Annotated in this window: 10 protein-coding genes and 1 pseudogene (1 of these 11 running past the window's edge); 1 reads left to right on the forward strand and 10 read right to left on the reverse strand. The window is 67.9% G+C overall.

Annotated elements, in window-relative coordinates; genetic code table 11:
* Positions 1 to 1,015, forward strand: the 3' portion of a protein-coding gene (locus H9L12_RS12300) for an ABC-F family ATP-binding cassette domain-containing protein (RefSeq protein WP_187541964.1). It extends 809 nt beyond the left edge of the window; the window shows 1,015 of its 1,824 coding nt (coding positions 810-1,824); its start codon lies beyond the left edge, outside the window; it ends in the stop codon at positions 1,013 to 1,015.
* Between the two features lies 1 nt (position 1,016).
* On the opposite strand, the gene H9L12_RS14255 is transcribed toward H9L12_RS12300, so the two are convergent.
* From H9L12_RS14255 to H9L12_RS12350, 10 genes and pseudogenes are all read right to left on the reverse strand, one after another.
* On the reverse strand, positions 1,017 to 1,157 hold the full coding sequence (locus H9L12_RS14255; RefSeq protein WP_343060395.1) for a penicillin acylase family protein: 141 nt from the start codon (positions 1,155 to 1,157) through the stop codon (positions 1,017 to 1,019).
* Positions 1,154 to 3,187, reverse strand: a complete 2,034-nt coding sequence (locus tag H9L12_RS12305) for a penicillin acylase family protein (RefSeq protein ID WP_343060396.1) — start codon at positions 3,185 to 3,187, stop codon at positions 1,154 to 1,156. Before H9L12_RS12305 ends, H9L12_RS14255 begins: the two co-directional genes overlap by 4 nt.
* Before the next feature lie 2 nt (positions 3,188 to 3,189).
* Positions 3,190 to 3,822, reverse strand: coding sequence for an anthranilate synthase component II (locus H9L12_RS12310; RefSeq protein WP_187541965.1), 633 nt, complete (start codon positions 3,820 to 3,822; stop codon positions 3,190 to 3,192).
* Positions 3,819 to 5,306, reverse strand: coding sequence for a chorismate-binding protein (locus tag H9L12_RS12315; RefSeq protein WP_187541966.1), 1,488 nt, complete (start codon positions 5,304 to 5,306; stop codon positions 3,819 to 3,821). The genes H9L12_RS12310 and H9L12_RS12315 overlap by 4 nt, the downstream gene beginning before the upstream one ends.
* Positions 5,307 to 5,335: 29 nt before the next feature.
* Positions 5,336 to 6,349, reverse strand: a complete 1,014-nt coding sequence (aroF, locus tag H9L12_RS12320) for a 3-deoxy-7-phosphoheptulonate synthase (RefSeq protein WP_187541967.1) — start codon at positions 6,347 to 6,349, stop codon at positions 5,336 to 5,338.
* A gap of 231 nt (positions 6,350 to 6,580) precedes the next feature.
* Positions 6,581 to 7,659, reverse strand: a pseudogene (locus H9L12_RS13785) (CHAT domain-containing protein).
* Positions 7,659 to 8,321, reverse strand: a complete 663-nt coding sequence (locus H9L12_RS12335) for a hypothetical protein (RefSeq protein WP_187541970.1) — start codon at positions 8,319 to 8,321, stop codon at positions 7,659 to 7,661. The pseudogene H9L12_RS13785 and the gene H9L12_RS12335 overlap by 1 nt, the downstream one beginning before the upstream one ends.
* On the reverse strand, positions 8,321 to 9,676 hold the full coding sequence (locus H9L12_RS12340) for a tetratricopeptide repeat protein (RefSeq protein WP_187541971.1): 1,356 nt from the start codon (positions 9,674 to 9,676) through the stop codon (positions 8,321 to 8,323). The genes H9L12_RS12335 and H9L12_RS12340 overlap by 1 nt, the downstream gene beginning before the upstream one ends.
* 1,954 nt (positions 9,677 to 11,630) lie before the next feature.
* On the reverse strand, positions 11,631 to 16,790 hold the full coding sequence (locus H9L12_RS12345; protein ID WP_187541972.1) for a beta strand repeat-containing protein: 5,160 nt from the start codon (positions 16,788 to 16,790) through the stop codon (positions 11,631 to 11,633).
* The gene (locus tag H9L12_RS12350; RefSeq protein ID WP_187541973.1) at positions 16,693 to 18,447 is read right to left on the reverse strand and encodes a beta strand repeat-containing protein; all 1,755 of its coding nucleotides are present in this window, start codon (positions 18,445 to 18,447) and stop codon (positions 16,693 to 16,695) included. The genes H9L12_RS12345 and H9L12_RS12350 overlap by 98 nt, the downstream gene beginning before the upstream one ends.
* Between the last annotated feature and the right edge of the window lies 1 nt (position 18,448).

Genomic DNA, 18,448 nt, shown 5'->3' on the forward strand with positions numbered 1-18,448 from the left:
CAAGCAGGCCCAATCGCGCGCCAAGATGCTGGCCAAGATGCAGCCGATCGCGGCGATGGCCGAGGACCCAAGCCTGGCCTTCAACTTCCCCAGCCCGAGCGAACTGAAGCCGCCGCTGATCACGCTCGACGTGGCGAGCGTCGGTTACGCGGCCGGCCAGCCGGTCCTGCGCCAGCTGAACCTGCGCATTGATCCCGACGATCGCATCGCGCTGCTTGGCCGCAACGGCAACGGCAAGACCACGCTCGCCCGTCTGTTGGCGGCGCAACTCGCGCCGATGGACGGCGCGCTCAACGCCAGCGGGCGGATGAAGGTCGGCTATTTCACTCAATATCAGGTCGAGGAACTCGAAGGCGACGACACGCCTCTGCAGCATATGACCCGCATGATGGAGGGCAAGACACCCGCCGCGGTTCGTGCGCAGCTCGGCCAGTTCGGCTTCTCCGGTGATAAGGCGACGACCCGCGTCGACAAGCTGTCGGGCGGCGAACGCGCGCGTCTGGCGCTGGCACTGATCACCCGCGATGCGCCCCATCTGCTGATCCTGGACGAGCCGACCAACCACCTCGACGTCGACAGCCGCGAGGCGCTGGTCCAGGCGCTCAACGATTATGAAGGCGCGGTCATTCTCGTCAGTCACGACCGTCACATGGTCGAACTGACGGCCGACCGGTTGGTGCTCGTCGATCACGGCCGCGCGGTCGACTACGCGGGTAGCATCGACGACTATATCGACTTCGTGCTGGGCCGGAACCAGCCCAAGTCTGCCACCAAGTCGAAGGATGCACCGCGCAAATTCGGAAAGGCCGGCGATGCCCTGCGCAAGGCCGTGCGCCAGGCCGAAGCGGAAACCGGCCGACTGACCGACGAACTCGCCGCGATCGATCGCGCATTGGCCGAAGCAGGCGCCGACACTGCCGGGCTGCTCAAGCGCCGCGTCGACTGCGCCGCCGAGCTGGAGCGGGCCGAGCTGGACTGGCTCGACGCCAGTGAGCAGCTCGAACAGGCTGCCTAGACTAGCGGCGTTCGCCCGGGTGATAGATGGCGCGCGCGTGCGCCGCGACATCGGCCGTTTCGAAATGCACCGGCAGTAAGTGCCCGTCGGCATAGGCCTGGGCCTGGTCGGCGAAGTGTGGCGAGCGCGGGTCGCCGTTCACGCCCCGGCCGTCACCGCGAAGCCGCGTGGCCCGTTCTTGCCGAACTCGACCACCGCTACGAAGCTGTTGCCGCTCGTGCCGTAGCGCTTCTTCGTCCCCGGATAGGTGCGCGCGCCGAAGCTGGCGAGCGAGCCCCAGTCGGCCGACGGGAACGGCACCGCAATGCTCGGCTTCGCGTCGTCAAAGGTCTGGACGATCGCGCCGTCATTGCGCTGGAAGCGGTTGATGTCGCCCCACTTGACCCGCCAACTCCCAAAGTCGCCGCGCAACTTGTCGAGCGCTGACGTTAGCGCCTCCAGCTTCTGCGTGTCGTTCGCTGCCTGCATCGCCGCATAGACCTGCGCGGTTGCCCGGCCCTTGATGCCGGCCGACGCCCGCTTCCACATGGCCTCGCCCCAGTGGACGGCCAGCGTTTGCGCTTCGCTGTCCGCCGACCAGCGCCGGTCCCATCCTCGAAGCATTGCGATCGGCGCCGCGAACGAGGCGCGCCGAGCATCGTCCGTCGAGAGGCGGTCGAATGCTTCGATCAGGCCCGGCAACAACAGGTCGACCCCCGGCTGTTCGCGATCATAGGCTGCGGCGATCAGCTTGGCCGGCGTGAAGCGCTGCTCCCGTTCGAGCACGCGAAGCGCGTGGTCGGTGCGCGCGTTCCAGCCCCACTGATCCATGTAGCGCGGGAATTTCGCCGGATCGAAGGTGCCGCGGCCCGCTGCGGGCCATGGCGCATCGTTGGAGTTGAAGACGAAGCCCGACGCCGGATTGACAACGTTGGGCAGGTCGCGAACCTCGTGCAGTCCCCGCCAGTCGGTCGCCGGATCGCTGCCATCGACAGGCTTGGTGTAGTCGAAGCGATTGTCGCGCACCGGCACGAACTGCGGGTGAAGGTAAGCGATGGTGCCGCTGGAATCCGCGAACAATGTGTTGTTCGACGAGTTGGCCCGCCGCTCGGCAACCGCCATGAATTCGGCCAGGTTGCGCGCCTTGGTGCGGAGGAAGCTCTGCTCCAGTGCCGCGACCGGATTGTCGAGGATGGCGTAGGCGATCCACTTGCCGCCTTCCGACCGGACGATCGGGCCATGATGCGTGCGCAGGGTACGGAACGTGCGCGCCGCCAGCTGTCCGTTCGACTGCCGCACCTGGATGGTGATCGGAGTGACTGTCACCGCCCGCACCTTCCCGCCATACCGATAGCCAAGTTTACCACCTGGCAGCGCGGAACGCGTCTCCACGAATTCGTCGCGGTTATCGAGGCCGCTCGAGGTGTGCATCCACCCCGCGGTGCGGTTGAACCCCTGGTAAACGAAGAACTGGCCCCAGGTGACCGCGCCATAGACGTTGAGCCCTTCACCGCTGGTCACCTGCACGACATCGCGGAAGAAGAAGCTGGTGTGCGGATTGATCAGGAGCAGCGGCTTGCCATCGGCGGTCCGCTTCGGCGCGATGGCCATGCCGTTCGACCCCTGCGGCTCCTCGCGCGGCCGCTCGCCCGCGCTGACCTTGGACGGCGTCCCGTAGAAATCGCGCAGCGCGTCGAGATCGACGTACTCGATGTCGCCGCCGATGCTCCCTTCCGAGAAACTCAGCGCCATCCACGGCTCGAACCGAGTGAGCACCCGCGGCCTCGTGCCAGGGTGCGTCGCCAGATAGTAATTCAGCCCGTCGGCCCACCCGTCCATCAGCTTGCGCAACCATGCCGGGCTGGCGGCATATTGTGCGCGCAGTTTGGCCGGATCCGTCCACAGCCGCTGGCGCAGGTCCTTCCACAGCGACTTTTCGCCCTCGGCCTCGGACAAGCGGCCAAGGCTGGTGAGGTAATTGGTCTCGACCCGGTTGAAGTCGTCCTCGGCCTGCGCGAACGCCATGCCGAACACGGCGTCGGCGTCGGTCGGTGCCTTGACGTGCGCGATGCCCCATTCGTCGCGGGTAATGGTGACCAGCCTGGCGCGCGCCGCCAGCCGCGCCTGGTCGTCGGGCGCTGCCCACGCGGGCTGGGCGACAAGCAGCGCGGCGGCAAGCAGGATGATCTTCATCGCTATGTTGTGCGGTGCGCTCTCTTTCGGCGCAAGTCGGCGGCGAACCGTCTCCGGCAAGCATCCGCGCTCGCCAGCAGCCGGTCGATCAGCCGGTCGCCGCGCGGGGTCAGGATTGATTCCGGATGGAATTGCAGGCCGAATTGCCCGGCTTCCATGTCGCTGATGGCCATCGCCATGCCGTCCAACTCGGCCTCGACCCTGAACCGCTCGGGAAGATCAGATACGGGCGTGCACAACGAGTGATAGCGGCCAATGCCGAGTGGCGAGGGCAGGCCCTCGAATAGGTCGGTGCCATCATGGTCGATCGACGAGCATTTGCCGTGACAGGGGGCGTCCGCCCGGCAGACGGTGCCGCCCGCCTGCTGAACGATGGCCTGATGACCCAGGCAAATGCCGATCAGCGGCACCCGTCCGCGCGCCAGTTCGATCAGGTCCAGGCAGCAGCCCGCGTCCTCCGGCCGTCCTGGACCGGGCGACAGCATCAGTATGGCCGCGTCGTCGATCGCCCGCCGCAATGCCTCGTCCGCATCAATGCTGTTGCGCACCACCCGCACCGTCGCGCCTGCCGTCCGGCAGGCGTCGGCCAGGTTGAAGGTAAAGCTGTCGCGATTGTCGACCAGCAGGATGTTCACGCCGCGGCCCCGAGCGCGGCCAGCACCGCGCTTGCCTTGGCGCGGGTCTCGGCGGCTTCAGCAGCTGGCACGCTGTCGGCGACTACCCCGGCCCCGGCGCGCACCTCGGCCACGCCGTCGCGGACCAGTGCGGATCGGATCACCACCGCGCTGTCCATTTCGCCATTACCGGCGATCCAGCCGATCGCCCCGCCATAAGGCCCGCGCGCGCTGCGCTCGACCGACCGGATCAGCTCGATCGCGCGCAGCTTGGGCGCGCCGGATAGCGTTCCGACGTTGAGGCAGGCGCGCACCGCGTCGATCGCATCGGCGCCATCGGCCAGCCTTCCCTCCACCGTCGACACCAGATGCATCACCCGGGCAAACCGCTCGACCGCCAGCAGGCGCGATACGCGGCGCGTGCCCGGCACGGCGACCCGCGCGACGTCGTTGCGCGCCAGGTCGACCAGCATCAGATGCTCGGCCACCTCCTTGGCGTCGAGCCGCAAATCGGCTTCGAAACGGTCGTCCTCGTCGGGGGTCACGCCTCGCGGCCGCGTCCCGGCGATCGGGCTGACCGAGACGATCATGTCGTCACCGCGCCACGCCAGCTCGACCGCTGTCTCGGGCGAGGCGCCGAACAGCACGCCGTGCCCGCTGTCGAAACAATAATGATAAGCGCTCGGGTCGGCGGCGACGAGACGGCGGAAGGCCACATCTGGCGCGTCGCAAGGCGCACGGAAAACACGCGATGGCACGGCCTGGAAGATGTCGCCGGCGGTGATGTGCTCCTTCAGCCGAACGACGGTCGCCTCGAACGCGGCATCGTCCAGGTCGGGCGCTGCGCTCACTGGCTCGGCAAGCACCGGCGCAGGCGCCCGCGCATGCTCGCAGATCGCCGACAGGTTCGCCAGACGATCGGCGGCGAGGTGATGCTGTCGGTGTGCCGTCTTCTCGTCATCCGATCCGACGGCCATCGCCAGCACCCGCGCCGCGCCAGATGCTTCGACGACAATGGCTGTCTCGGCCAGCAGGAAGACGAGATCGGGAAAGTCGCCCGTGGGACGGGGCGGCAGGTCTTCGACCATGTCGACATGGTCGAATCCGATGATCCCTGCGGCGAGCGTCGCAAACGGCTCGTCGCCATCGATCGGCCCAGCCGCTGCGATCATGGCACGAAGGGCATCAAGCGCGGTGGGCGCCGCGGCGCGGGCCTCTTCGTCCGGGTCGTCGCAACGGGGGAAATGCAGGCTCAGGTCGCTGTCGGACCTGTCCGTCACATGGGCCGCCAACCGTTCGGCGACGGCTTCGAGCAGCAAGGCGCCGCCTTCGCTGACCGCGCAGATCCGCGCGTCCGGCCCCGTCGCTTCCAGCCGGAGTGCGGAATCGGCGACGATCAGCGCCCGCTGCCCGGTGCGGCGGAACAGGAACGGACGCCGGCCCTTCGCTACCAATGCCGCGTGCAGCGCCAATGGGTCGTGCGTCCCCGTCAACCGTCGCGACACCAGCCCCGCCTGTCCGGCGCGCGCGTGCCTCACAGGGTTCGGCCAAGGACACCCAGCACCGCGCCGAGCTGCTTGCCCAGCGCGATCATCTGGTCGGGATAGAGCGATTGCGGGCCATCGCTCAGCGCGGTCGGCGGGTCGACATGGACTTCGACCATCAGCCCATCCGCGCCAGCCGCCGCGGCCGCGAGCGCCATCGGCGCGACCAGGTCGCGCCTGCCGGTGCCGTGCGACGGGTCGACGATGACGGGCAGGTGGGTCTTGGCCTTGAGTACCGGCACCGCGGCCAGGTCGAGCGTGTTGCGAGTGGCGGTTTCGAACGTACGGATGCCGCGCTCGCACAGGATCAACTGGTCATTGCCCGCGGCCAGCACATATTCCGCCGCCAGCAGCAGGTCCTCGATGCGCGCCGACATGCCGCGCTTCAGGATGACGGGCTTCCCCGCGGCACCGACCGCCTTCAGCAGCGCAAAGTTCTGCATGTTGCGCGCGCCGACCTGCAGCGCGTCGGCGTGACGCGCGACCAGTTCGACGTCGCCGCTTTCGATGACCTCGGTGACGACGGGCAAGCCGACCGCACGCCCGACCTGGGCAAGAAGTTCGAGCGCTTCGGGTCCATGGCCCTGGAAGGCATAGGGGCTGGTACGCGGCTTGTACGCGCCGGCGCGAAGCACCCGCGCACCGGCCGCCTTGGCCGCCTGCGCACTGGCCAGCAACTGGTCCTCTGTTTCCACCGCGCAGGGACCCGCGATCAGGCCGAAGCGGTTCCCGCCGAAGCTGGCGCCGCCGACCGCCACCAGGCTGTCGTGCGGGTGAAGTTCGCGGCTCACCAGCTTGTAGGGCGCCAGGATCGGCTTCACGGATTCCACATAAGGATCGCCATCCAGCGCCAGTTCGGCCAGCACCCGCTCGTCGCCGAGTGCGCCAAGCACGACCCGCTCGCTGCCCGGCATATGCAGCGGCTTCAGGCCCTTGGCGGCAATGCGGTTCAGTACGCGGTCGACCTCCGCCTCGGTCGCCTCCGGCTTCATCACGATGATCATTCGTTCGGTCCTTGGAAAAGGGGCAATAAAAAAGCCCGCGGGTGGCGCGGGCTCCTGGAAGAAACGGGCCTCGATACGAGGCTATTTCAGCGGGGCGTGCGCCATCGTTCGGGCAAGCGCCACCACCAGCCAGCCGACAGCGCGGAAGCATTCAGAGCGGAATCGAGGCGTTGCGTTGCGTGCATCGACGCTAAAACAGCGCAGCGCGGATGGGCTGTCAAGCGCCGTGGCTCAATGTCCCGGGCGGACGATGCGCTCCTCCCTCGATGCCCCGGCCTGGCGCAACGGCACCAGCGGCTTGGCCCCATCGCCAAGGATGATGAAGGCCGCCCAGTAGACCGGATGCGATGTCCGCGGATCGTCCATCAGGCCGCGCTGCGCTTCGCCCAGTGCCATTGCCAGCGGCTCACCCGCCTTGGCGCTGAGCAGGCCCGAGATCAGCCGCTTGGTGGCGTCGAACGACTCCGGGACTGGCCAATGGCTGGCGACGACTGACCGCGCCCCGCGCCGACGAAGGCCCGGACCAGTCCGTCGAGGGCATAGTTGCCGCCAGTGGCGACGCCCGCTTCGCGGCTCGCGCCAATGCTTGCCGACCCCGCGGTGTCGCAGGCGGACAGGATGACGACGTCCGCATCGAGCTTCAGGTCGAAAATCTCGCGGAAGGTCAAAAGCCCATCCGATCCGTCCGCGAAGCTGGTGACGAGCGCTGGCCGCGCCGGGCATTCGGGCCGGGGCGCGGTGACCAGTCCGTGGGTCGCGAAGTGGACGACGCGATACTGATCGATGCTCCGGTCGGTCAGCAGCGCCGCGTCGGTGAACGCCTTGTCGGTGACGATCCGGCTTTGGGCCGGGCCGAATACCGACGCGCCGACGCGAAGTTCGTCGGCGGAAATCGGTTGCTGCCACACCTGGATCGGCCAGTCGCATTCGTCGGCGACCGCGACCGCGGGCCTCGCCACGGCGACCGCGTTGTTGCCAAGGCCGAGATAGGCTTGCCGCGCCCGGCTCGGGGCGATGGCGCGAACGTCGAGGAAGCTTCGCGGGCTGACCGAGATCGACACCTGACGGCCGCGCGCCAGCCAGTCGACGCCGGTAAAATCATATTCGTCGGCGCCCGGCCGGTTGAGCCGGACCGCATAGGCGTCGACTCCCGCCTGGGTCGCAGGAAGCAGGTAGGGCGGCAATTCCAGCATCGGCCCGTCGGGTTCGAACACCAGGTGCTTCAGCGACCGAACCTCGCCATCGACCGCGCCGAACAGCGACAGGTACAGCGTCCGCGCGCGAAGCAGGTCGAACGGTTCGCTGACCATTAGCCCGCCCGTTCCTCGATGATGCTCGATCGGACCTTGCTGACGTCGCCGCCCATCTCGGTCGCCGATTGCTGCAGCTTCATCGCCCGGGCGCCGCCGCGGGTCGCGAACAGCGCGTACACCGCGTCGTCGACGACCATCATCTTGTAATAGCCTTCGCCGTCCCGGAGCGCCGCCTGCAATTCGGTCAGGTCGACATTCGACGGCGACAGCGCCTTGTACCGCGGATAGTCGGCGAGCTTCGCCTGCAACTGCGTTTGCTGTGCACGAAGGTCGACCAGGCTCGCCTTGGCCGCGTCCAGCGCCGCCTGCTCGCCGCGGGTCGGCTTGACCAGCGCGCTCAGCCGCGCTGCTTCCGCCTCGGTCCGGACGATTTCGCGGGTGCGTGACACCGCCAGCCGGAAGGTCGCGCTGGCTTCGTCGTTGCCGGCCGACAACTGCCGCGCCAGGATGGCCTGCGTCTGCGCGACGCCAGGCCGCTGCAGCACTTGGCTGGCGCGGAACATGCTCGCCGCCGCCGCCGCCGATCCATCGCCCGCCAAGAGTTCGAAATAGGGGGCCAGCAGCCCGCGCAGCGCCGCGCCGGCGTCGTCGATATTGGCGCTTTCCTTGATGACCTCGTCGAACAGCGCTCGCGACGCCGCACCCTGTCCGGTCCGCATCAGATAGCCTGCCTTGCGCGCCTTGGCCGACAGCAGCGCCGGGCTTTCGGGAAGGAAGCGCCCATCGTTGCGATCGCGCTGTCGAACGAGGCCATCGCCGCGGCGGGGTTGCCCGCCGCCTCGTCGACCAGCGCCCGTTCGACCCCGATCTCGCTTTGCAGCCAGCTGGTCGACAGCACGCGCCCGTCGCGCACGCTGGCGAGGTCGCGCCGCGCGCGGTCCAGACGTGCCGCGGCATCGGACAATTTGCCTTGGAGGCGGAACGCTATCCCGGTCAGCGCCGTCGCCTGCGCGTCGAGCACCGCGGCCCGCTCCAGCTGCGTCAGTCCTGACCCAAGCTGCGCCACCTGCTGCGTGCTGTTGCTGGCGCGATTGATCAGCTGCGCCATCGGGATGCTGATCAGGCCGCGGCGAAGCTGGCTTTCGCCCTCCTCGGCCATGACGTCGGCGACCTTGCGATTCAGTTCTTCGAGCGCGCCGTCGGTGTCGCGCTGGTTGAGGGCGTTGATGGCGCGGTAGTTGCGGATCAGGCGCTGGCTGACGCCGTCGCCTTGCGGCGCGCTCGCCTCAGCCCGCGCCAACAGGCGCAGGGCGGCGGAAAAATTGCCGAGGTTCGACTGCTGCAGTCCTTGATTGGCATAGGCTTCCGCCAAGGTCGCCGCATCGTCGCCTTCGCGGTTGGCGATGTCTTCGAAAAACTGCGCGGATTCGGCGAAGCGGCTCCCGTTGCCGCGGGCATAGGCCTCCTGCCGCGCGCCGGCGGTATCGAGCGATCCGGCCTGAGTCCGCGCGAATGCTGCGGGATCGCTGACTTCGGTCGTGGCGACCTGGATGACGCCCGGTTGCGCCCGGTCCAGCACCACCGACGCCAATGCCAGCCGCAGCGCAGGATCATAACCCGCCAGCCCCTCGACCATGTAGCTGGTGTGCCTCTTGGTCAGCGAATAGCGCACGTAGTCGAGGCTGTTTGTCTTGTCGTGGCAGCGCGCGGCCTGAACTGCCCCTACGCCCTCGAGTGTCGCGGTCGACGGCTTGCAGTCCAGCGTCGCCATCGGCAGCGCGCTGGGTTCGGACAACAGGTTGATGCCGCGGCGCACCGCGATCAGACTGCCGACCGGCGACGCCGCGTCGCGGCACGTCAACAGATAGCCGCGGTCGAACATGCCGGTCAGGCGAGCATCGGTCGGCTTCGATTGCGCAGTGCATAGCACCCCGGCGTCGCCCAGGCGGAAGCTCGTCCGGGTCGAGATAGGCAGGGTCGACAGCGGCGCGGCCAGCGCAGGACCGGTTATCGCACAGGCGGTGATCGTCCCGCCAATGAGCCACCGGGCGAAGCGGGAAGTCTGGTGGGCCATCACTTGACCTTTCCATCACCGTCGTTGGTCTTGGCGCGTCCGGCGGCGGGCTTCTTCTTCTTTTTTTCCTCGTCTTCTTCATCGAGTTGGTCGAGCGTCACGGTTCCGCTGCCCGTCAACGCCGGGTTCCCGCCGCCGCTGATCGGCTCGTCGGTCTCTTCGCTGCCGACCAGCGGTCCGGTGTCGAACAGCGGCTGCGGCGCCAGGATCGGGCTCGACGCGCTGTCGACGCCGCCCTCTTCCTGGTTATCCTCGATCGTCTCCTCGTTGCCGAACGGCAGCTTGTCCGGCGCCGGGGTAGAGATCAGTACCAGCTGACCCTGCAACGGTGGATTGGGGTCGTAGCTCGGCGGCGGTGGCGGCGGCGGCGCGATCTTGGTGCAGGCACCGCCCGTGACGGGGCAGCCGTTGATCATGCTCCCGGCCTTGAACCTCGCCGGATCGTCGTCCTCCATCAGGGCATCGCGAACGTCCTTGCCGGTCAGGATGCCCTCGCCGGTGTCGATCTGGCCGTTGATGACCATATCGATGGCGCCCGGCGTGGACCCTTCGGGCGAGAAGAATTCCGCGTAGCGCGCCAAGAAGCCGGCGGGCGTCGCCGACGTACCGGTGTTCTGCACCAACAGCGTGAACGCGGTCGCGCCCGATCCATTGTCAGGATCGACGTAGATGGTGTCGGCACGCACCACGCCCTCGGGACGCGCCGTCTTCGTGGGGGTCTGCAGGTCGTAGTTGCGGTTGGTATAGTTGAGGTCGCTTTCCAACTTGTCGAGCACCGCCGCGCTGGCGACGTGCAGGTGCGGGGTGACGAATTCCAGCACGCCGGTCAGGCTGCCGTTGTTCTCCAGCGCGATGGTTGCAGTATCGGCGTCGACCTCGACCATGCCGGACACGAAGGCGGCATAGTCGGCCGGACCGACGACATCGCCGACGACGCGCATGACGCCTTCGACATGGCTGTTGTCGGCGGAGGTGGTGACGAAGCGATAGCTGCGACCGCCGAATGCCTGCTGCTCGCCGCCCTCGCTATTGCCGCCTTCGAGCACCAGGTCGCCGATAAGCATGTCGATCCGGCCGCTGGCCGCGCCATTACCGGCGATCGTCAGCTGGCTGGCATCGATCCGCCCGAACTCCGCGCCGTCCAGGAGATAACCGGCTGGCGTCTGCCCGGCCGGTACCAGCCCGTCGCCGACCAGCGTCTGGGCGCCGTTCGACGATACCAGCGTGACGTCGTACCCGCTGATCCCGCCGTTGTTGCCGATGGCGATGTCGTTCGACTTCAGCCAGGTCGAATCCCACACATTCCAGTGGCCGTTGATGGTGGCCGTGCCGCCGACGGTGGCGCTCAGCGACGCGGTGGTGATCGCTGCGGTGGTCAGGTGCTGGCCGACCCGGGCATTGACGCTCCCAGCATTGACCGCGCCGTTGATCGTGACCGATCCGCCGGTTGCGGTCGCGGTGCCGCCCTGCAGGGCCGCGAACACGACCTCCTTGTCGAAATCGTCCTTTCCGCCGCCGCCGGCCAGCATGCCGAAGCCGGCGATCCCCAGCCGTCCGCCGATGTCGAGCGTACCGAGAATGGTGTTGCCACCGGCCAGCGCCAGCAGGTCGCCCCCCGCCGTCACCGCCGCCGCGGAAATGTTGCCGCCAGCGGCGAGGCCGACGTCACCGGCGGCATGGACAGCACCGACGCTGATTGCACCGTTGCTGCCGATGCCGATATCGTGGCTGCCCTCGCCAACCGGTTCGACGATCCCCGCGTCAAGGTCGGTCAGCGTCACGCCGCCGGCGCCCCAAACGCCAATGCTGTCGCCGGCACTGATGGTCGTCCCGGTGACGATGCCGGCGGTGTCGACGTCGACCGACTGGCCGGATCGGATCGACTGGGTCGTGATCGGGCCAGTGGCCGACGCAAGAGTGATGTCACCGGCCGCGTAGGCGTTGCCGCCAATCGTCAGACCGCTGCCCGCCAGCATGTCGATGCTGCCGCCAGCATCGAGTGAGCCGGTGGAGATGGTGGTGCCCGCGCGAATGAACTGCGAACCCCAACTATCGATCGATCCCGCCGTGAAGTTGCTCCCGGCCGACGCCGCCAGCCAGTCCGCCGCGATATCGCCGACGCTGATCGAACCGCCGCTCGCCACCGGCGCGCTGGCCAGAGCGGGGCGGGGTCGAATTCCTCGCCGATCGTCCCGCCCAGTGCCATCATCGAGCGGTTCGCAAGGTAGACCGGGCCACCGGCGCTGATCGATCCGAGCGCCATGTTGGCGCCGCCCAGTGCCAGCACCGGGCCGCCGGCATGGATGTCGTCGGTGTCGATGTCGCCGACCGCAGCGATGGCGACGCTGTCGGTCGCGGTGATCGACCCGGTGCTGACGCTGCTGCCGCCGTTGATCGCGACGTCGGTTCCTTCGTAATCGAACGTTCCGAAGCCGAAGGTCTGGTTGAAGGCGCCTGCCGTGATGTCGCCGGTGCTGATCGCTCCCGGCGCGATCAGAGTGATATCCTCGCCCGCCGTCAGGTCCCCGCTGGTGATGGTGCCATTGGCGGTGAACGCGATCTCGCCCGTCGCGGTCACGTCGCCGGTCAGGATCGATCCGACGCTGTTCTGCACATAGTCGCCGGCGATCAGGTCGATCGTGTCATAGGTCTCGATGATGTTGGCGGTGATGTTGCCCTTGGCCTCGACCTGGGTCGGCCCGAAGCTCAGGATGTTCCCGCCGGTGAAATCGGTGCCGGCACTGGCGCGCAGCGAACCGACCGTGGTGTCGCCGCCGATGACGATCGCGGCGTTGGTTGCGGCCGGGGCGTGGGCCAGGACGGCGTCGACATCGAAGCCGCTTCCGATCGCGCCGCCCAGCGCCTGCATCGACTTGTTGGCCAGGAAGGCGGTGCCGCCGGCCTCGATCGACGCGAAGCTCATCGTCGCGCCGCCCAGCGACAGGAAGTGGTTGCCGGCATTGATCGCACCGGTGGTGATGTTGCCGTTGGCGGCCAGCACGATCGTCCCGCCCGCATCGATCGATCCGGTGGCCAGCGTCGTCCCGGCTGACAGGCCGACATCGTTGCCCGCGTCGATATTGCCGAGCGCCATCGCGCCGACGCTCCACGCATAGATATCGTCACCAGCGCTCAGGTGGCGCGCGGTCAGTGACGATTGCGAATCCAGCGCGATCGACCCCGCGGCGTCGATATCGTTGGCGGATAGCGCGCCGAGCGTGATCGCGTTCACCGATCCGCCGGCGGTCAGGTCGTGAGCGCTGAGCGTTCCGGCATTCAGCGCGATATTCCCACCCGCGCCAATGTCGTTGACCGACAACGTCCCGCCGACCAGCGCGGCGGCGGTGGTGCCGGCGGCGACGTCGTGCAGCGTCGTATTGCCGATGCTGGTCAGCGCGACTGATTGGTCTGCGGTCAGGTCGTTGGCGTGGATGGTCGAGGCGCTAACGCTGATCGCTCCGTCCGCCGTCAGGTTCCGAGCGACCAAATTGCCGCCGATGCTGGCCGCGATGGCGCCAGCGGCGATGTCACGAACCGTTGCGTTGCCGCCGATATCGAGCGCCGCATTGCCGCCCGCCGTGACGTCGTTGGCCGCCAGCGAAGCCGCACCGATCGCGGCCGATCCACCCGCGACGAGGTTATTGGCGGTCAGCTTTCCGCCGATGGCCGTCGTCAGGCTGGTGCCCGCATTGACGTTGTGAACAGTGGTGTCGCCGATGCTGGTCAGCATCATGGCGCCGGCGCTGGCCAGGTCGTTGGCCTGGGTCGATGTCGCCACGACAGTGGCAGTCCCGCCTGCCGTCAGATTGTTGGCCGAAAGCACCCCGCCAATGGCCGCGTTCAACGCGCCGCCCGCGACCACATTGCGCACGTTCGCACTGCCGCTCGTCGCCAGATTGATGTGAGCGCCAGCAGCCAGGTCATTGGCTTGGATCGTACCGGCATCGATCACCATCGCCGCGGCGGTCGTAAGGTTGCGCGCAGTGAGGGCCTTTCCGATGTCGAGGTCCATCGATCCGGCGCTACCGTCGTTCAACGCGAACGCACCGGCCGTATCGATCGTCATCGCGCTACCGGCCGACAAGTCGTGAACTGTACCCGATGCCAACGCGAGCGTCATCGCGCCGCCCGACGTCAGGTCGTTGGCCTGGATCAAACCGGCATCGATAACCATCGCTGCGACGGTCGTGAGGTTATGCGCGGTGAGGGTTGTCCCGATGTCGAGGTCCATCGATCCCGCGACGGCGTCGTTCAGCGTCGCTGCGCCGGACGTGGTGATGAACATCGGGCCGCCCGAGGAAAGGTTGTTGGCCTGTATCGTCACTGCCTCCAGAGCCATCGCGCCGGTCGCAGTCAGGTTGTGCGCGCTGAGGGTCGTTCCGATGTTGAAATCCATCGATCCGGCAGTGGCGTCGTTCAGGGTTAAGGCGCCGATCGTATCGATACTCAACGCGCCCCCGGCCGACAGGTCGTGGACAGTGCCCGAAGCCATCGCCAGGGTTATCGCGCCCGCCGCGTTCAGGTCGACGGCCGTCAGGTTCCCGCCAAAGGTCCCGCCGATCGAACCGCCCGAGGTGACATCAAGGAAGGTTGCGTTGCCGCCGCTGGCAAGGCTCATCGCCCCACCCGAGGACAGGTTCTTAGCGTTGATCGCGCCATCAGCGTTGATCGATAGCGTGCCGCCAGCGGTCACATCGCCCGTGATGCTCGCGGTGCCGCCGGCGTCAATCGACGCCAACCCATCGGTCACGATCGTATTTCCGGCAGTGAATCCCTTGCCTGCGGCCGCCTGCAGCGATCCCGCCGCGATGGGCCCGGCAACGTTGATCGATCCTCCGGTCCTGACCGGCGTTGCGGCGAGGATCGGGGCGGGATCAAACTCACCGTCGCCAAGCTCGCCCATCTCGATCATCGAGGCGTCCGCCAGATAGGCCGGGCCTGCCGCCATGATCGAAGAGATCGACATGTCGCCACCGGCGAGCGCCAGGAAGATTCCGCCGCTGTCGATCGCGCCGGCGACCAGCGATCCCGTTGCGCCGAGCCCGATGTGCGACGACGCCGAGGCGTCGAGGATGCTGAGGTTGCCGCCACTGACGACGCCGATGACATAATCGGCCCATTCGTCGCTGCTGGGTTCGACCAGCCCGGCCGACAGATTGCCGAGCCGGACATTGCCGCCGGCGGTGACATAGATACTGTCGGCCGCGGTCAGGTTGCCCGCAACGATCGTTCCACCGGCCTCGATGTCGATCGATTGGCCGTAGTAGCCGTCGCCTTCCTCGAATGTGCCGACGTCGCCGCCGTGATAGTCTCCACCGACGGATATGCTGCCGACCGTGATGTCCGACCCGGCGTAAAGCGACGTATCGAGCACACTGTCGATCGTCCCGAGCGCCAGGCTGCCCTCGTAGGCAGATATGTCGACAAAGCCGTATGCCAAAATGTCTCCGAGCGAGATGTCGCCGCTCGATGACCAGATCGCGACGTCGTGGCCCGTCAGGTCGCCGGCGTCCATCGATCCGCCAGCGTTCATCCAGATCGATCCACCCGCATCGACATCGCCCAGCGCAATGGTCGAGCCAGCGGTGACGCTGACCGTGGAGGACGCGGTAAGGTCGCCCAAATCGACCAGCCCGTTGGCGTAGAGGAACAGGTTGCTGCCGCTGACCAGTCGGGCATCCATGATGATGTCCTGACCGCTCAGTATATCGATCCAGCCGGCGAAGATCGTGCCCTGGTTGGCGGCCGGCGCGTACGGCGGGACATCGTACACGAAGTTGGCTGCGTCGAGCGTCAACGAGCCCGCGGTCAGCGTCGATCCATCGAGCAAGACCGAGAGGCGGTTGCCGGTGCTGATCGTCATCGCGTCGTCGACGGTGACGTTGGAATGGAGCAGGCGGACGCTGTCCGGCGCGCTGCCCATGGCCGCGCCACCGGCAGCGGACGTTGTCGCGGCGTAGTGACCGAAGCGGACATTGCTGTCCTCGACGTACAGCGACTGGTTGCCACCAATCTGCGCCGCGCCGCCGCTCGACGCGCTTGCCGAGGTCGCGCCGGTGTAGCTGTCGATCGAGACATTCGACCCGGTGCCGGGGTTGATCGTGCTGCCGGCGAAATTGAGCGAGAGGGCAGAGGTCAGCGCATTGCCGCCCGCCGCGCCGCTACCGCCCGAGCCGCTGGTCGATGCCCCGGTCAGCGCAAGCGACCCGATGTCGATGGCGCCTCCGCGCGCGGTCAGGCTGGCCGATCCGCCGTCGGCGTTGCCGCCGCGCCCGCCTGCGCCGGACCCTGTCGTTCCTGACCCGGCCGCGCCGCCGTTGCCGCCAAGCGCCGAGAGCAGGATGCTTGCGCTGTCCGCTTCGAACCGGCCGTCGTTGCGGAACGAGGGCGATCCTGTCGTGGTGCCCAGATAGGCATTCCCCGCCTGGCCGGCACCGCCTGCACCGCCAGTGCCTCCGGCACCGGCGCTGCCCGATCCGCCGGCCCCGCCGTTGCCGCCGCGGCCCAGCGTCGTTGCCGACAAGCTGCCAAGGTCGACGACCCCGCTCCCGACGCCCGCCTGGACGAAGATGTTGCCGCCCTTTCCCGCCCCGCCAGCGCCGCCGCTACCACCGCTCGTACCGTTGGCTCCCGCACCGCCGCTGCCGCCCTCGCCGCGCACATCGACGGTCAGCTGGTTCGCTTTGAACCGGTTGAGACCACTGTCGCTGTTGTCCGCGGTGACGAACGCGGTGCCGCCGGTGCCAACACCGCCTGCCGCGCCTGCGCCGCCCGCGCCGCCAAGACCGTTCGCCGTCAGGGCGAGCGTGCCCCCGTCGATTGAACCGCCATGGCCACTGCCGGTGGCCGTCACGGCGACCAGCCCGCCGCTCGCCGCGCCTCCGGCCCCACTGCTGCCCGCACCGCCGCTCGCGTTCGCGTTCAGCGCCGCGTTGGCAAAAGTCACCGTGCCGGTGCTCGCCGCGATCCTTGCCGTCCCACCGGACGCCGCGCCGCCAGTCGCGCCGCTGCCGCCACTACCGCGCGCATCGAGAATCGCCGTGCCGGTGATCTGGTGAGTGCCGCCGCCGACCGAAATTTCCGCCGCTCCGCCGGATCCGGTTCCACCAAGCACACCGCCCGCCCGCCGGCCGCGTTGGCCGAGAAGGACAGTCCGGCGATCGTCGCCGTTCCGCCATCCAGCGCGATCCGCGCCGTGCCGCCATGACCCGCGCCGCCCTTCCCGAAGATGCTCCGCCGACGCCACTGGCATCGGCGCTCAGCGTCCCGGTCGACAGCAATGTGCCGCCGCTGGAACCGATCGACACCGTGCCGCCCTGGCCGATGCCGCCTTGCACCGACCCGGCCCCACCAACGCCCCGCGCGGTGGCGGTCAACTGGCTGAAACTGACGGTGCCGCCCGTCGGCGCGATGGTGATCGTCCCGCCGGTGCCGTTGCCGCCCGTCCCGGTGCCCGTGGTCGCTGAACCGCCCGTACCGTCGGCGGACAGGACGGTGGCACCGGCGAAGTGGAGCGTCTTGCCGTTCGACGCGCCGATGCTGATGTCGCCCGCGGTCGCGTCGCCGCCCGGCGCGCCAATGCGGTCGGTGGTGGCGGTCAGCGTCCTCGCGAACGTCAGGTTGTTATTGGTCGCCGCGACATTGATCTGCCCTGACGCCGCCAGCGTCACGTCGCCGCCATAGGTCGACGCGCCGCCATCACTGTTCACATTGATCGTGCCGTGGGCAATCGCGGTGAGCCTGGAATCGGTCGATACGCCGTCCAGCGTGATGTTCGAATTGCCCGCACCGGCCGGATACGAGGCGACGCCGCCATTGAGCACGCTCGCGCCTGCGGACAGGACGACGCTGTTGCCCTCGATTCCAGCCGAGCCGGCAACGTCGAATCCCAGCTTCGATCCGCTGTTGAACAGCATTGTCACTGCATCGTTTTTGGCCACGCTGACCAGATAGGCGGTGTGGTTGCCACCCACCGCGGCGGTGTTGCGGGCGATCGCGCCGTTGAGGACGATGCCGTTGGGATCGGTCGTGCCGGTACCGACGATGATGTCCCACAGGCCATTGTCGCGAATGGTCAGCGTTGCCTGCTCGGCGGCGACCAAGGCGGCGACCCCGTCGGTCTTGATCGTGCCCTGCACGTCGACCTTCGGCGCAACCAGCGCAATGTAGTTGTCGCTGTTGCGTACCGCGAGCGTCGCACCGGGATTGACCCGGACGAAGGCGTTGGGATTGACCGCCGGACCGAAGCTGATCGTCTGCGCCGAGGTGCCGAAGCCGCTGATCCAGTTGCCATCGGCATCGCTTGCGACCGGCAGGGCGGTCAGCCCCAGGGAGCCGACATCGATCACCGCGTTCTGGCCGATGATGACGCCGTTCGGACTGGAGAAGAAGATCGTCCCGCCGCCGCCCGAACTGTTGGACTGGGTCTCGATGATCCCGTCGAGCAGGATCGAACTTCCGGCGACGCCGGGCGTGACGCGGTTAAGCACCGCGAACTGGCTGTTGCCGCGGAAGCTGGCGGTCGTCCCGGCCGGCTGGAAGGTGATCACGCCGTTGTTCGACGCGCCCGTCGCGGTCCAGTTGATGACGGCCTGGGTGTTCTGGACGTTGATGACGGTGATGCCGTTGCCCTGCAGGTGGACGTTGGCGCCAACCGATGAATTGACTGTGCCGATGAAGCTTTGGGCTAGCGCGGGACGGGGCGCCATCACCAGCGCGGTCGCGATCGCCAGCGATGAGCAAAGCGTCTTCCGGGACAAGCGGCGGGCCATC

The sequence above is a fragment of the Sphingomonas rhizophila genome (assembly GCF_014396585.1).
GTDB classification, from domain to species: Bacteria; Pseudomonadota; Alphaproteobacteria; order Sphingomonadales; family Sphingomonadaceae; genus Sphingomicrobium; species Sphingomicrobium rhizophilum.

Coding starts and splice junctions, on each gene's coding strand:
- H9L12_RS12305 (WP_343060396.1), bottom strand. CDS start 3,187: ATGAAGATCATCCTGCTTGCCGCCGCGCTGCTTGTCGCCCAGCCCGCG.
- H9L12_RS12350 (WP_187541973.1), bottom strand. CDS start 18,447: ATGGCCCGCCGCTTGTCCCGGAAGACGCTTTGCTCATCGCTGGCGATC.
- aroF (WP_187541967.1), bottom strand. CDS start 6,349: ATGATCATCGTGATGAAGCCGGAGGCGACCGAGGCGGAGGTCGACCGC.
- H9L12_RS12340 (WP_187541971.1), bottom strand. CDS start 9,676: ATGGCCCACCAGACTTCCCGCTTCGCCCGGTGGCTCATTGGCGGGACG.
- H9L12_RS12335 (WP_187541970.1), bottom strand. CDS start 8,321: ATGCGGACCGGACAGGGTGCGGCGTCGCGAGCGCTGTTCGACGAGGTC.